Annotated in this window: 19 protein-coding genes; 10 read left to right on the top strand and 9 right to left on the bottom strand. The window is 32.0% G+C overall.

What is annotated here, in order from left to right; genetic code table 11:
• Positions 1-28 precede the first annotated feature (28 nt).
• Positions 29-397: a SpoIIAA family protein gene (locus tag ACZZ95_RS23190; RefSeq protein WP_463470880.1), complete on the top strand. Its 369-nt coding sequence runs from the start codon at positions 29-31 to the stop codon at positions 395-397.
• A 69-nt stretch (positions 398-466) separates the two neighbouring features.
• Here ACZZ95_RS23190 and ACZZ95_RS23185 read toward each other — a convergent pair whose 3' ends face one another.
• From ACZZ95_RS23185 to ACZZ95_RS23175, 3 genes are read right to left on the bottom strand one after another with little or no spacing between them, the layout of a single operon-like run.
• A complete protein-coding gene (locus ACZZ95_RS23185; RefSeq protein WP_095954456.1) occupies positions 467-739 on the bottom strand; it encodes a hypothetical protein in 273 nt (90 codons plus the stop codon).
• Positions 740-771: 32 nt separating this feature from the next.
• Entirely contained in the window at positions 772-1,164 is a 393-nt protein-coding gene (locus ACZZ95_RS23180; RefSeq protein ID WP_095954457.1) for a hypothetical protein, read from the bottom strand.
• Positions 1,165-1,204: 40 nt separating this feature from the next.
• Positions 1,205-1,687 (bottom strand): hypothetical protein, encoded by a 483-nt coding sequence (locus ACZZ95_RS23175; protein WP_463470879.1) that lies wholly within the window; start codon positions 1,685-1,687, stop codon positions 1,205-1,207.
• Positions 1,688-1,962: 275 nt separating this feature from the next.
• Here ACZZ95_RS23175 and ACZZ95_RS23170 point away from each other — a divergent pair, with 275 nt between their 5' ends.
• Positions 1,963-2,436: a CinA family protein gene (locus ACZZ95_RS23170; RefSeq protein ID WP_095954458.1), complete on the top strand. Its 474-nt coding sequence runs from the start codon at positions 1,963-1,965 to the stop codon at positions 2,434-2,436.
• Positions 2,437-2,652: 216 nt separating this feature from the next.
• Positions 2,653-3,114 (top strand): IS200/IS605 family transposase, encoded by a 462-nt coding sequence (tnpA, locus tag ACZZ95_RS23165; protein WP_095954459.1) that lies wholly within the window; start codon positions 2,653-2,655, stop codon positions 3,112-3,114.
• An 870-nt stretch (positions 3,115-3,984) separates the two neighbouring features.
• Here the strand turns inward: tnpA and ACZZ95_RS23160 are convergent.
• The gene (locus tag ACZZ95_RS23160; protein WP_463470878.1) at positions 3,985-4,902 is read right to left on the bottom strand and encodes a DsbA family protein; all 918 of its coding nucleotides are present in this window, start codon (positions 4,900-4,902) and stop codon (positions 3,985-3,987) included.
• Between the two features lie 477 nt (positions 4,903-5,379).
• Between ACZZ95_RS23160 and ACZZ95_RS23155 the strand changes: the two genes are divergently transcribed.
• The 7 genes from ACZZ95_RS23155 to ACZZ95_RS23125 all read left to right on the top strand — a co-directional run bounded on the left by ACZZ95_RS23155 (position 5,380) and on the right by ACZZ95_RS23125 (position 9,582).
• The gene (locus tag ACZZ95_RS23155) at positions 5,380-5,673 is read left to right on the top strand and encodes a hypothetical protein (protein ID WP_463470877.1); all 294 of its coding nucleotides are present in this window, start codon (positions 5,380-5,382) and stop codon (positions 5,671-5,673) included.
• A 270-nt stretch (positions 5,674-5,943) separates the two neighbouring features.
• Positions 5,944-6,666 carry a DUF1963 domain-containing protein gene (locus tag ACZZ95_RS23150; protein ID WP_463470876.1) on the top strand — a complete coding sequence of 241 codons (723 nt, stop codon included), beginning with the start codon at positions 5,944-5,946 and terminating at the stop codon, positions 6,664-6,666.
• Between the two features lie 18 nt (positions 6,667-6,684).
• The gene (locus tag ACZZ95_RS23145) at positions 6,685-7,434 is read left to right on the top strand and encodes a DKNYY domain-containing protein (protein ID WP_463470875.1); all 750 of its coding nucleotides are present in this window, start codon (positions 6,685-6,687) and stop codon (positions 7,432-7,434) included.
• A 15-nt stretch (positions 7,435-7,449) separates the two neighbouring features.
• The gene (locus tag ACZZ95_RS23140; protein WP_463470874.1) at positions 7,450-8,037 is read left to right on the top strand and encodes a hypothetical protein; all 588 of its coding nucleotides are present in this window, start codon (positions 7,450-7,452) and stop codon (positions 8,035-8,037) included.
• Between the two features lie 18 nt (positions 8,038-8,055).
• Positions 8,056-8,367, top strand: a complete 312-nt coding sequence (locus tag ACZZ95_RS23135) for a hypothetical protein (RefSeq protein WP_463470873.1) — start codon at positions 8,056-8,058, stop codon at positions 8,365-8,367.
• A 133-nt stretch (positions 8,368-8,500) separates the two neighbouring features.
• A complete protein-coding gene (locus tag ACZZ95_RS23130; RefSeq protein ID WP_463471754.1) occupies positions 8,501-8,956 on the top strand; it encodes a TlpA family protein disulfide reductase in 456 nt (151 codons plus the stop codon).
• An 11-nt stretch (positions 8,957-8,967) separates the two neighbouring features.
• Positions 8,968-9,582: a thioredoxin family protein gene (locus ACZZ95_RS23125; protein WP_095954463.1), complete on the top strand. Its 615-nt coding sequence runs from the start codon at positions 8,968-8,970 to the stop codon at positions 9,580-9,582.
• A gap of 149 nt (positions 9,583-9,731) precedes the next feature.
• On the opposite strand, the gene ACZZ95_RS23120 is transcribed toward ACZZ95_RS23125, so the two are convergent.
• The 5 genes from ACZZ95_RS23120 to ACZZ95_RS23100 form a co-directional block, all read right to left on the bottom strand.
• Positions 9,732-10,964 carry a PQQ-dependent sugar dehydrogenase gene (locus ACZZ95_RS23120; RefSeq protein ID WP_463470872.1) on the bottom strand — a complete coding sequence of 411 codons (1,233 nt, stop codon included), beginning with the start codon at positions 10,962-10,964 and terminating at the stop codon, positions 9,732-9,734.
• Between the two features lie 354 nt (positions 10,965-11,318).
• The gene (locus ACZZ95_RS23115) at positions 11,319-11,612 is read right to left on the bottom strand and encodes a DUF3861 domain-containing protein (protein ID WP_095954532.1); all 294 of its coding nucleotides are present in this window, start codon (positions 11,610-11,612) and stop codon (positions 11,319-11,321) included.
• Positions 11,613-11,631: 19 nt separating this feature from the next.
• Entirely contained in the window at positions 11,632-12,363 is a 732-nt protein-coding gene (locus ACZZ95_RS23110) for a LytR/AlgR family response regulator transcription factor (RefSeq protein ID WP_463470871.1), read from the bottom strand.
• Positions 12,360-12,953, bottom strand: a complete 594-nt coding sequence (locus ACZZ95_RS23105) for a sensor histidine kinase (protein WP_463470870.1) — start codon at positions 12,951-12,953, stop codon at positions 12,360-12,362. Before ACZZ95_RS23105 ends, ACZZ95_RS23110 begins: the two co-directional genes overlap by 4 nt.
• Positions 12,940-13,410, bottom strand: coding sequence for a hypothetical protein (locus ACZZ95_RS23100; RefSeq protein ID WP_463470869.1), 471 nt, complete (start codon positions 13,408-13,410; stop codon positions 12,940-12,942). Before ACZZ95_RS23100 ends, ACZZ95_RS23105 begins: the two co-directional genes overlap by 14 nt.
• Positions 13,411-13,496: the final 86 nt, after the last annotated feature.

The following is a 13,496-nucleotide window of genomic DNA, read 5'->3' as shown; positions in this document are numbered from 1 at the left end:
AAAATAACTCAAATAAGTATTACACATTATGATACATCAAATAGATACTACAGATAATATTGTTGCCTTTAGAGCATTGGCAGAAGTAACAAAAGAAGATTTCTTAACAGCAGTTGTTCCCGCTGTTGAGCATTTGGTTAAGCAGATAAACGAAATTAATTTTTTATTGGTTTTGGACACAGATATTAAAAACTTTACGGCAGGAGCTTGGCTTGAAGATGCACTTCTCGGATTAAAACATTTGGGAAAATGGAATCGAGCGACAATAGTTACAGATACAGAAGAAATTATATCTTTTACAAACGGATTTAGTTATATCGTTCCAGGAGAATTTCGCGGTTACAAAAAAATAGAATTTAATAAAGCTTTAAATTGGGTAGAAGGTAATATTTCTTAATTTGAGCAAATTCAGGACATAAAAAAAGAGCACTACTAGTGCTCTTTTTTTATGATATGAGATTGATTTTTAGTGATTGTATTCAATCCCACTGCTAGATTTAGCATCAATTTTATCTTTACTAACCTGATTGAACTTTTTATAGCAAGCTGATACTATTATAGGCAGTGCAATACTTCCTACAACTGCACTAGCTTTTGTATGACCTGTTTTTTTTAGAACTGCAGAAGCTAAAAGTGCACCAACTCCTGCGCATAACATTTGTTTAACCGAAATATTAGGAGATTGACTCTCTGGTGTAATTCCGTGCAATAATGGATCTATGAAATTTAAATTCTCCATGATAATAATTTGTTTAGTTATACTTTTTAATTTTATTCTTTTTCGATTTCAGTTTCACTTTCGATTTTCTCGATTTCAACTTTTTCCTTTTTAATTGCCTGACGTAATAAAGCAAAAAGGCTCATATAGACGTTTGCCATAAAAACCAGAGAAAACCCTGCCAAAATATAGCCCCGCCAATCATTTAACAAAAGTTTATAATCACAAAGAATCAAAAATGCGATTGTGACATAATGGCTAAAACAATACTCACAGGTAAAGAGATAGAAGAACTTTCTAGTTACTAAAAATCTGTCATTTTTAGAACGTCTGACACACCATTCGTGCGGTTCTCTAAAAATCTCTTCGTGTGTTACAGTCCAGCTGATGCATGCAATTGGAATTGCTAAAACAAAAAGCCAGACAATTTGAGTTGCTATAGTCATAAATGATTCTTTTTATAAACCTCTATAAGCCAATTATCTTTTATTCTCTAGGATGATTTTCTGGATAATGCTCTGCATCAAAATCATCAAGTTCTTCTTCGTTGTCTAGATCACCGTCCTTTTCGACATCATTTTCCAAATCTAATTCAGGATCGTATTCATCGTTCAAATCACTTTCCGTGTCATCATTAGTAATGGCATCATCTTCATTGATAATTCTTTCCTCATTCGGAATATTTTCAGCCTTTACAGTTTCCTGATCAGTAACGTCTTCGATGAAGTCGTTGTTACCAATATATTCTTCTTGATATTTATACGGATCTTCTGCAAGCGCATAGTTATCATTGTCAACTGGTGTATTTTGTTCGTAAACGTCGGGATCACTTTGTCCAAACTCTACATTATCTCTTTTAAGCTCTTGTTTGTATTCATCTTCAACTGAATAAGTTCCATCTACAAGAGTATTTTGATCTATATAATCAGGGTCAAATTGACCATAATCATGGTTTTTTTGCTTTTCCATAATACTATTTTTTAGATTATTATTTTTTGCCTCGGAGTTCATAATATCAATATCTGCCCTTAATTTAATTCTTGCTTAGCATTAAAGGCTTTGACATTTTTACATGTTTTACAAATTTAACGAGGACATACAAAAAACTCCTTACAAGAAAATTAATTATAGTCGCATAATTAACAGTTACTTATAATATAATAATTATAAGAAATCATGTAAGATCAGCATTCAGCAAACAGTTTATTTTTGATCTATAAAGGTTTAATCAAAATCTAAATCATATGGCATCTGAGAAAGTTACCGCCTGCTGTCAAGCTCTAATAACAAATAATTTGACTATTTCATTTGCAGAAAGTGCTTCTGCTGGAAAAATGTGTTATGAGTTTTCGACCGTTTTTAATTCCGGACGAATATTAATAGGAGGGATGGTCTGCTATCATTCTTCAATGAAAGAAGACTTACTGCATATTCCTTGGGGAACTATAGAAAAGTACAGCGCAGAATCTGCAGAAGTTACACAACTAATGGCACAGAATTTTTATCGATATATCAATTCAGATATTTGTGTCGGTTTAACGGGACTTACCACGCCCGGCGGAAGCGAGACTGAAGAAAAACCCGTAGGAACTATTTTTATCCATATTATATTTTCAGATAAAGAAATAGCAAGACGTTTCGAATTTGATGGAAATCAAGAAAGTATAATAAATCAGGCAATTGATGCCGTCGCTGAATTGATTTTAGAAGAGATTTAAAATTTTGTAATTATACACACAAAGCCACAATGTTTATTCATTATGGCTTTTTTTTTGGATAAAACGATTTGACTTAAAATGATATTTTAATGGCTTTTATGAGATATGTGAATTATTCAGTTAATAGAAATTTGCTGTAATTCAATTATGTTCTATCGGAAAATTTTATTAATGGAAATTATTTTTTATCGTTCTATAAAAAGCGTTTGATATATTATGGCCAACACCTATACACAAATACACGTACAATTTGTTTTTGCAGTAAAGTACAGAAAAGCATTAATTGCAAATGAATGGAAAGATAGATTGCATAAATACATAACTGGTATTGTTCAATCAAATCATCATAAAATGATTTGTATAAATAGTATGCCAGATCACATTCATATTTTTATAGGTATGCGTCCAACACAATCTATTTCGTCTCTAATTCAAAATATTAAAACAGAGACTAGTAAATGGATTAAAGAAGAGAAATTGTCCAAAGGATTTGCCTGGCAAGAAGGATATGGCGCTTTTTCGTATTCCAGAAGCCATGTTCCGAATGTAATTCGATATATCCAAAATCAAGAAGAACATCATAAAAAAGAAACATTTTTGGAAGAATATCAAAAACAGTTAAAAGCATTTGAAATAGAATATGATCTTCAATATATTTTTAAAGAGCCAATTTTATAATCCCAAACGTCCCTACGGGACGAAACGAAAAAAAACATTTTTTTTTCTACCAATGAGATGTTCCTATGGAACATGTTTTTGGTTTAATTGTTTTTTAGAAGAACAGGAAATTAATACGAGGATTCTATTTTAAGCAATATTAATAATTGTTCCGTAGGAACATCTCATTGGTAGAAAATTGAATATTTATCCGTTTTTTCGTTCCGTTGGAACGTTTGAATTATTAATTATTTAAATGTCAATAAATTAAAAACAATCAATTTTGTAAACCAAACGTCCCTACGGGACGAAACGAAAAAAAACATTTTTTTTTCTACCAATGAGATGTTCCTATGGAACATGTTTTTGGTTTAATTTTTTTTTAGAAGAAGAGGAAATTAATACGATGATTCTATTTTAAGCAATATTAATAATTGTTCCGTAGGAACATTTCATTGGTAGAAAATTGAATATTTATCCGTTTTTTCGTTCCGTAGGAACGTTTGAATTATTAATTATTTAATGTAATAAATTAAAAACAATCAATTTTGTAAACCAAACGCCCTGCGGGACGACAAAAAAAAACGTTGTTTTTTTTCTACCGACAAAATGTTCCTATGAAACATATTTTTATTTTTTAATTGTTGTTAAATAAATAGAATAACAGGAAATTAATACGAGGATTCTATTTTAAGCAATATTAATAATTGTTCCTTAGGAACATTTAATTGGTAGAAAATTGAATATTTATCCGTTTTTGTCGTTCCGTAGGAACGTTTGAATTATTTAAATGACAATAATTAAAAACAATCATTTTGTTAACCAAACGACCTTATGAGACGAAACAAAACCTATGAGATGTTCCTATCTAACAGAAATTACTATCTAAAATCACTTTTTAATATAAAGCGTTCCGTTTTTTATAGACGTTTTATTTAGTTTCCCCTTTTCGTATAATTCTTCTAGAATAATTTTTGCATCATTAACAGAAATATCGTGGATTACAGCATACTCTTTTGGCGCCAGCGTAGGATATATTTCGAACACGGCTAAGGTATTTGTATTTGAAATGTTTTTCTTTTTAGCTTCTGGAAATAAAGCTAACAAAGCATTTTCATAAGAAGCATAAGGCTTAGATCCGTAAACGGTTAATTTGTTATTGTGTGCATCAGCGAAAAACAAAGTTGGAAAACCTCTTACTGCAAGAGTTTTTCCATAATTTAAATCTTCTTGAAAGAGTTTTTTGGCATCACCATCATAGTCAGCTTTTACCTTTTCTATATCAAGTTTAGCAATTTTCGCGACTTCGGCGATGTTTTCCCATTTTGCTATGTTTTTCTTTTCGAGATATAATTTTTCGCGAAGGATTCTCATGAATTTTACCGCCTTTTCTTCACTCTGGATTTGTGTCGCTTTGAAAGCTATACATGACGGATAAGAAGAATCTAACGGATCTTCAAGCCAGACATCTCCATCAATCGGCATTTCATAATGTAAACTAGCTTCATTCCAATGATGTGCGACGTCAGAGGGTTTACTAATGCCGCCGCTGTTGTAACTCCAATCTGGAAGCAGACCGCCCATTCTGTACTCAATGTCAAAATAATCGCCATATTCCAGTTTTAGTTTTCTAAGCTGTGGTTCAATTCCCCAACAAGAGGAACAAATAGGATCTGTGTAATAAATAATTTTTATTGGTTTATTTTCGGCTAAAATAGTGGACGTTTCAATAGATTTTTCACTTATAGGCATTTCACACGTCCCAGTTACAGGATGGCACAATAATGGATTTGTTTGATTTTTACTCATTTTTGAATTCGTTTGCGATTGACAGCTTGTGCTGTAAATCAAGATTAACAACAGCGACAGTATTTTCATAGACGTTTTATGCACTCTCGAAATTTAAATTTCTTACAAATTTCCTTTGAATTTTGTAACGAGTCAATTAGTCAAGAAAACATGACTAGAAAATAATTCAAACTTTAATGAATTATTATTTTTATAAAAAGTTAGAAATCGATTTATAAAGTAATTGCAATCTTACAATTAATTATGTATTTTCACATTTGATAAAAATTTAAAAGCCTCAAATGAATTATATCCAAAAGATTAAACGCCTTTACGATCTTTCTGAAAACAAAAACTACGGATTTTCAGAAAATCAAATTCTTACTCTTGAGAAAAAACTCGACATAGAACTTCCCATAAAATTTAAAGAATATTATTTAGAATTAGGTATAGAAGAAAATCTTAATTATAGCTTTAATAGACTTTTAAAGCCTGAAAATGAAGTCGGATTTTCAGATGATGGCTTTCTTGTTTTTTATGAAGAACATCAAAACGCGGCTTTCTGGGGAATTAAAAAAAGAAGATTTACTACAGGATAATCCGCCAATCTATGGCAATTATGATACTATTGAAAAATCGCATTGGGAAATTGAAACTTTATCAATTGAAAACTTCTTTTTATTGATGGCTGTTTTTAATGGGACTTTGGGTGGACTTCCATATAATGGAAACTATTTTGGAGAAGTAGAGCCAGAAATTGTAAATTTTATTGCAAAGCAAATTATACTCTAATTCCTGAAATCAGTAAAGAAAATCAAAAAGTTTATACCGATCAATTTTACGATGTAATTAGTCTTTCTTTCGATAAAGATACTAATTGCAGTGGTGCTTTTATCGGAACCAGTAATCAAGAACGTTTTGATTCTATTCTGGAGCAGTTGGATATCGATTGGTCCTATCTTTCCTATGATGATGATGAAGATCATAATGAAGAGCGACTCTAATAAACTTTTTTTGAGTTGAAGAAAAAAATAAATAAAGTTGACTATAAAATTAAACCAAATGATACAACAGACATTTGATATTATTGAACTTCGTCCTGGAACAAAACATTACTATGGAGACAGTTTAGAAATGCCGGATATATTATTAGAAGATGGTTTGCTGGTGAAAGCGGGCACGATTGATATTCCTATAGGACATTCCCGTTACGGCGGACCAATTGCAGATCTTCCAAAAGATTTTGAATATCCAAAAGATTTACGTTTTGCGACTCAGTTGGATTTGAAGAAAATTGCACCGCATGATCCATCTGGACTTTTACCTAAAACGGGACATCTATTCTTTTTTGCCGATATAATAAAAGATAAAGGTATGGTTGTATATGCCGATGTTGAAAACGATGAATTGGTAAGAGTAGTAAAAGATCATGAAGATCATTTTTTTGAGGGAGTTTTGATAAAAGAAGTTTTTGTCGCAACAGAAAAACTTTCTAGTCGTTACCGACAGCCTGAAGATGATTACGAGGAAGATGATGCCAATGAAGATGGAGTATTATGGGACTATTTTCAGGGAAGTGAAACTTCCAAGATTTTCGGAATTTTTACACATTGCCAGTTACACGAAGAAGAAATATTAGAAATTGTTAATTCTAATAAAGTAGTATTACTGCAAATTGGAGAAAACGGATTTAATGAAGAAGGTGTATTTAGTGTATTAATTGACGAGGAGGATCTTAAGGAACTAAATTTTAATAATTGTAGTTTTTACTGGGGACAATCTTAAATACGAAAAGCTAACGTTATGATTAAAGATTTAGGTTACGGTTATAAGATCATCGATAATAGTTTTATACTTTTTTATGAGAGTGAAGTCTTTAAGAAATTTTATAAAATTATCGACTTCGAGAATTTTAAGATTATTGCAAATAATGCTGAAACAGTTGATGATTATGCTTCTACGATTTATTTCGCAGATAAAAATCATATTTATTTACAGAGTGCATTTTGTAGTTTCTGTATTTTAGAAAATGCAGATCCAAAAGATTTTAAGGTTATTGATATTGATAAGGGATATGTTTTTTCAAATGGAAATTATTACCGCCATAATGATCAAATGCCTTTTGATTGGAGTAAAGCCAAGTACTTAAATGATTATTATGCTGAGGTTGATAACAAATTATATTTTGCAGATGTAAATTTGGTTGAGAATGTTAAGATCGACTCATTTACTATTCCTTATCCAGAACGTATTGGAAATCTAGGAATGGATAAAAATTATGTATTCTTTAAAGGGAAAATAATTCCCGACGCAAATCCAAAAACTTTTAAGATTTTGGAAGGTTGTCTGAATGGAACATATTATTTGGAATGTGATAATGCTTTTTATGCTAAAGATGATAAACTTGCTTATTTTGTGAGAACCATCAGCAATGAGGTAAAGGTTATCAAAAGCAAAAGTCTGAATGATTTTCATTTTAAAGTGATAGACGAAAGAGGTTATGCATTCGATAACGAATACAGCTATTATATGGGGAAAAGAAGCAAACTCTAATTAAAACTAAATTGCATGGCTTTATACAAATTTGAAGAAGTATTAAACGATTTGATGGATTATTTCATTTTAGGAGATCCCGATTATCTATTGCAGTATAAGATAGAAAATAATTTACCCGATGATTTGTTAACAGAATTCACTACAGAGGAAACAGGAGAGGAGGTTGTGGAAGAAGGTGTAATTGTACCAATTATAGGAGTTGAAAATCATCCCTATACAGTTTATTTTAATTTGTCTGATGAAATACCTGAATTATTAAAACCAGAAAATCAAGTACGGCATCAACGTGACGGATATTGTTTAAAAGTAGTAAATAACAGAATTTATCTATTTACAATGCCGTATTTAAGAGATTTTACAGAAGCTAAAGTTGAAGCTTTAAAGAAATTTAAACAGACAGAAATTAATTTGGCAAACGGCTGGTATTCAGTTGTCATTTTAGCAGGTTTAACCAAACAAAAGGTAGAAATAGAAACAGTTTCAGGAGAAATTAAAGAATTTGAAAGTATGGAACCAACTTTTGAATTTATATTAAAACCTGCTGTAGAAAAACCATCTTATAATGCCGATTTTACCTATCCTTTTAAAGTTGAAATATAGATAAAGATTAATATGAAAATGTATATTTTAATTAAACAGGACACTCCAGATAAACTGGTGCCTGTAATAACAGCGCATGCTTCATTAGCGTGTTTCAGAAAATTTGAACACAATGACAATATGCAGATCTGGATAAATGGAATATTTAAGAAAGTGGTCTGTATTGTTTCTGAAAAAGAATTTATAAATGCACAGAAAGAAATGGATAATATTGTATTAACAGAATCTTCATTAGAAAACAGAGAAGTTTGTATTGCATTTGTGCCTCGGGAAGAATATCCTAAAATGTTTAAGTTTTTTAAGATGTGGACACCACAGGATAATTTGTAATTGTAAACTTTTTGTGTCTCAAAAAACTCCATTAAACTTTTATTAACAAAAAGTAAGATTTCATTATTTTATATTTGTAAGGCACAAATTAATCCTAAAGCGTTGTAGCTCATGAAAATCAAGTCTTTTCTTTATATATTTCTATTTAGTATTTTTTTCCGTTTCAGGGTTTAGCCAGAATGTAAAGCTTTTAACTATCGATCAGTTAAATGAGAGAATTCAAAACGGAAAAGACAGTACTTATGTGGTCAATTTTTGGGCAACTTGGTGCGCTCCATGTATAAAAGAGTTACCTCATTTTGAAAAACTAAGTGCAGAAAATAAATCAGATAAACTGGCTGTTTTATTGGTAAGCCTTGATTTTAAATCAAAACTGACTTCAAACGTAATTCCATTTGTGAAAAAGAAAAATTTAAAAAACCAAGTTTTTCTATTAAACGAAAGCAGTCCGCAAGAATTTATTGACCGAATAGATCCAAGCTGGTCAGGAAGTATTCCAGCCACGCTTTTCATTAAGGGCGACAAGCGAAAATTTGTTGAAAGTGAATTTACATACGAACAATTAGTAACTGAATATAAAAAACTATAAATCCGTAAACCATGAAAAAAATAATCTTATTAGTAGCATTGGCATTTTCTGCCTTTCTTTCTCAGGCGCAAAATGCAGTAACCTTAAAAGCAGGGGATAAAGCACCAGATTTTAAACTAAAAAATGTAGACAACAAAGAAGTTTCTTTTGGAACTTTCAAAGATGCGAAAGGTTTTATTGTTGTTTTCACTTGTAATACATGTCCGTATGCAATTGGTTACGAACAAAGAATTATTGATTTAGATAAAAAATTCAGACCGCAGGGATATCCTGTAATTGCAATTAATCCAAACGATCCTGAAGCTTCTACAGCAGATACTTTTGCTAAAATGCAGGATTTGGCAAAAGATAAAAAATATCCTTTCCCATATTTATTTGACCCAGGACAAAAAATTACAGACGAGTATGGAGCAAAACGCACACCGCATGTATTTATCGTTTCTAAAACGGCAAAAGGAAATGTTGTAGAGTACGTTGGAGCAATCGACAATGATCCAGAAGGAAATAAAGCAGACAAAGTAAAATATGCTGAGGAGGTTATTGCTTCTCTAAAAAGTGGCCAAAAACCAGCAGTTACACAAACTAAAGAAATTGGCTGTACTGTAAAAAGAAAAGCAAAAGCTTAAAAAATATGTTTTTAAAGTTTCAGGTTTAAAGTTTCAAGTTGCTCACTTAACGTCTAAACTGAAACTTGAAACCAGAAACAAAATAATTCATTAAAATACGAAACGCCCCAATTGGGGCGTTTTTTGGCATGTATAATGAACAAGTTTACTTAATTCTGTTTTTTATCAATCTTGTAAAGTCTTCCTTGATCGGTTACGGCGTATAATGCTTCATCTTTTCCTTGTGTAATATCTCTAAATCTTTGACCTTCTCCGGCCAATAATCTTTCTTCTCCAGCCACTTTATTGTCTTTAATTGCTAAACGAACAATATGTGACCCGCTTAAAGAACCTATAAAAAGATTATTCTGCCATTCAGGAACACGGTTTCCTGCATAAAATGTCATACCACTTGGCGAAACAACTGGATCCCAATAATAAACTGGCTGTTCCATTCCAGTCTGTTGTGTAATACCATCGCCAATTTTGGCTCCTCCATATTCAATTCCGTACGTAATAGTTGGCCATCCGTAGTTTGCTCCAGCAGTAATTCTGTTAAGTTCGTCACCGCCTCTTGGTCCATGTTCACTCTGCCATAATTCTCCAGTTGTTGGATGAATAGCCAATCCCTGCGGATTTCTATGTCCAATAGTGTATAATTCTGGTAAAGATCCCGTTTGTGTAAATGCTGGATTTCCAGAAGCGACTTGACCTCCAGTTGTAATACGTACAATTTTACCCAAACTGCTGGTTACAGCCTGCGCAAGCGGACGTGTTTGCAAAACAGATCTTTCGCCAATACTTACAAATAAATTTCCACTTTTGTCAAATAAAACACGGCTTCCGTAGTGAAGTGTACTGCTGTTTGGCGTGTTAGAACGATAAATTACGGTTACATTTTCAATTGCGGCATCGTTATTTGCCAGTCTTCCTTTAGCGACAGCGGTAATATTACCACCAGCAACAGCTTCAGAAAATGTCCAATAAATCATTCGGTTTGTTTCAAAAGCAGGATCGAGGCAAATACCAAGTAAACCACCTTGATCTGCTGGATTTACTGCTGGTACTCCTGTTAAGGCAGTACTAATTACTCCAGCTTGGGTGACAATTTTTATGTTACCTGCTTTTTCTGTTACTAAAAGACGACCGTCAGGAAGATAGGCAACTCCCCAAGGAGCGCTTAAACCGTTGGTGATAACTTTAGATTCAATTTCTGTTGTAGTTTGAATGCTTCCTGCGCGTGTTTGTCCAGAAAATGCGGGAGTGTAAGTTGTATTTGCTGTACCAGTTTCTACAGGCGGACCAGTTGGTCCAACGTTGGTATCATCATCATTATCATTGTTGGAACAGTCGCTTAAAGCTAAAATTCCAGCAAGAAGAAAAATACTTTTTTTGATTATCATAATGCTTCATTTTAATGGTTAGAAAATAATTTTTGCATTATCCCAAACACATCAAAAGAGAATATTTTTTAAAGAGAATTACTAAATAAAGAGGTTTGCTTTAAGAGTAATTCTCCAGTTTTATTTTCAATTAAGATTGCCTAAATGCTAACGCCATTTTTATGAAGCAAAATAATTTCAGAATAGAAATTAAACTTCTTTTGGAAAAGCATCTAGTGGGACATGCACTATTTTTAACGGAAAAACGCTTGCAAAATATTGCTGGTAAGAATTAGATTGTTTTTTATTTGTAGAAAATTTAACAATCTAATTGTAAAATTTAGTAAGTGGGAAGTCCCGCTTTTAAAGGAATTTTTATAGACTTTTTAGTTTCTTCATGAAAATTGGAAAAACTTCATTTAATTCGTCAAAAAGAGGATTTTTTCGATTTTTTAATTTGATTTCGCTGAATAATTTTAATCCCAAAGCAAATTGAACAGCCTCTGATTGATCGGCAAAAATGTTCTTTTCTTTGATTTTTTCAATGATATTAAAAATTTCATCGTGATTGTCAAATTCGATTCCTAGTTCTTTTGCAGGCTCAGTTTCGCCATTTGCATATTGCTTAAGACTTAATGTCAAGTAATATTTGTTTGATCTTTTTTCCATTTTTTTTATAATTATAATTTTATTTAAGCCATTTATCTACAACTATTTTAAAGGCTTCTTTGTATTGCTCGCCAACGGTAATTTCTATTTTATCTATAAAAATTGAATTTTTACTAATAGCGCTGATCTTATCGAGAGAAACGATAAAAGAACGGTGAACGCGCATGAATTTTGAAGACGGAAGTTTTTCCTCCAAAGCTTTAAGTGAAATAAGGGATAATAGAGCTTTTTGAGAATCTTCAAGATGTACTTTTACATAATCTTTCAAACTTTCGATATAGCAAATATCTTTTAGTGAAATTCGCACCCATTGATATTCCACTTTTAAGAAGATAAATTCATCATCGGTCGCGATGTTTTGAAACTGATTATTAGCTTCTTCAGATAATTGTAGAACCTTGCTGGATGCACGCAGAAATTCTTCGTAGCTAAAAGGTTTTAAAAGATAATCAACTGCATTTACTTTGTAACCTTCAATTGCGTAATGATTGTAAGCAGTTGTAAAAATGATTTTTGGTAATGGCCCAGCTTGATCTTGTATAAGTCTGGCAAGTTCCATTCCCGTTAAATTGGGCATATTAATGTCTAAAAAGACGATATCTGGTTTCGTTTCCCGAATGACGCCCATAGCTTCTACAGCATTGTCACAGGAAGAAATTAATTCTAAAAAAGGAGTCTGTTGTATAAACGTTTCTACGAGTTTTAAAGCCAGCGGTTCATCATCTACTGCTATACATTTTAATATGGTCATTGCTCTAAAGTTATTTTCAATTTAATTTTATATGTTCCGTGATCGGTAACTCCAAACGTAATAATATGATGATTTGGATAAATCAAATGCAATCTTCGTTTGGTATTTGTTAAACCAATTCCGCCTTCATCAGAAACTTTTGTTTTTTCGAAGAAAGTATTTTCTACTTCAAATTCAAGCTCAGTATCTTTTTGTGAAAGTTTAATGTGTATTTCGCTTTTATCAGTGGCATGAACCCCATGTTTAAAAGCATTTTCTACTAAAGGTAATAATAACATTGGAACAATTGGGTAGTCGTGCAGTTTTTCAGGGATTTCTGTAGTAATAGTCAATTTCCTGTTGGCGCGAAGTTTCATTAAAGCAATAAAATCTTTTAGAAATTCTACTTCTTTTAATAAAGTTGTTCTTTCTCCTTCGGTACTGTACAGTAAGTATCGCATCATACGGCTTAAAGTATGCAGTGCATTTCTAGAATCTTCTATATCAGTATAAGTAAGCGAATAAATACTATTAAGTGAATTGAAGAAAAAATGCGGATTAATCTGTGCTTTCAGCATCGCTAATTCTGCCACTGTTTTATCTTGTTCCAATTTTTGTTTGTGCTGTGCGGCTTTCTGCCAATATTGCAAGCATTGCCCAGCTGGTACTTATTCCTAAAACCAAAAGCGTAAGGGTAAAAACGTAATTATCGAAATAAGGATTTCTGTATTTTGTAAAACCAATTGCCTTACTAATTTGATTGTGAAGATCTGTTTGAGAAGTATAAAAATAGGCAATTATCTGCATGCTGAAAATCGCTGAAAATGCCCAAAATAAAAATAGCGATGTATTGTCTTTAATGATGGTTTTAGGGACAATGATTTTTGCTGTGGAATAAAAAACAACAATCAGTAAAAATAGTATAATGCTCTGCCAAAGCCAAAATGCTGACGGAAGCACTACATTCCAAGTTAGGGGAATATAAAACAGCATAAGATACCCTAGTAAAAACCATCCCAGTATGTGTAATCCGGTAAATAAATAGGGTCTAAAGAAGGTTGGTGTCATTGCAATTTGTGATTTTAATGGCAATATTACAGTTTATTTGAACGTAAATTTTGAGCAATCGCCCAATGCGGATTCAGAGTCTCTAA

The organism is Flavobacterium sp. AC267 (assembly GCF_979258715.1).
Note: the sequence above shows the minus strand (reverse complement) of the source record. Positions and strands in the feature narration are given on the sequence as shown.

Coding starts and splice junctions, on each gene's coding strand:
- ACZZ95_RS23190 (WP_463470880.1), top strand. CDS start 29: ATGATACATCAAATAGATACTACAGATAATATTGTTGCCTTTAGAGCA.
- ACZZ95_RS23185 (WP_095954456.1), bottom strand. CDS start 739: ATGGAGAATTTAAATTTCATAGATCCATTATTGCACGGAATTACACCA.
- ACZZ95_RS23180 (WP_095954457.1), bottom strand. CDS start 1,164: ATGACTATAGCAACTCAAATTGTCTGGCTTTTTGTTTTAGCAATTCCA.
- ACZZ95_RS23175 (WP_463470879.1), bottom strand. CDS start 1,687: ATGGAAAAGCAAAAAAACCATGATTATGGTCAATTTGACCCTGATTAT.
- ACZZ95_RS23170 (WP_095954458.1), top strand. CDS start 1,963: ATGGCATCTGAGAAAGTTACCGCCTGCTGTCAAGCTCTAATAACAAAT.
- tnpA (WP_095954459.1), top strand. CDS start 2,653: ATGGCCAACACCTATACACAAATACACGTACAATTTGTTTTTGCAGTA.
- ACZZ95_RS23160 (WP_463470878.1), bottom strand. CDS start 4,902: ATGAGTAAAAATCAAACAAATCCATTATTGTGCCATCCTGTAACTGGG.
- ACZZ95_RS23155 (WP_463470877.1), top strand. CDS start 5,380: ATGAAGTCGGATTTTCAGATGATGGCTTTCTTGTTTTTTATGAAGAAC.
- ACZZ95_RS23150 (WP_463470876.1), top strand. CDS start 5,944: ATGATACAACAGACATTTGATATTATTGAACTTCGTCCTGGAACAAAA.
- ACZZ95_RS23145 (WP_463470875.1), top strand. CDS start 6,685: ATGATTAAAGATTTAGGTTACGGTTATAAGATCATCGATAATAGTTTT.
- ACZZ95_RS23140 (WP_463470874.1), top strand. CDS start 7,450: ATGGCTTTATACAAATTTGAAGAAGTATTAAACGATTTGATGGATTAT.
- ACZZ95_RS23135 (WP_463470873.1), top strand. CDS start 8,056: ATGTATATTTTAATTAAACAGGACACTCCAGATAAACTGGTGCCTGTA.
- ACZZ95_RS23125 (WP_095954463.1), top strand. CDS start 8,968: ATGAAAAAAATAATCTTATTAGTAGCATTGGCATTTTCTGCCTTTCTT.
- ACZZ95_RS23120 (WP_463470872.1), bottom strand. CDS start 10,964: ATGATAATCAAAAAAAGTATTTTTCTTCTTGCTGGAATTTTAGCTTTA.
- ACZZ95_RS23115 (WP_095954532.1), bottom strand. CDS start 11,612: ATGGAAAAAAGATCAAACAAATATTACTTGACATTAAGTCTTAAGCAA.
- ACZZ95_RS23110 (WP_463470871.1), bottom strand. CDS start 12,363: ATGACCATATTAAAATGTATAGCAGTAGATGATGAACCGCTGGCTTTA.
- ACZZ95_RS23100 (WP_463470869.1), bottom strand. CDS start 13,410: ATGACACCAACCTTCTTTAGACCCTATTTATTTACCGGATTACACATA.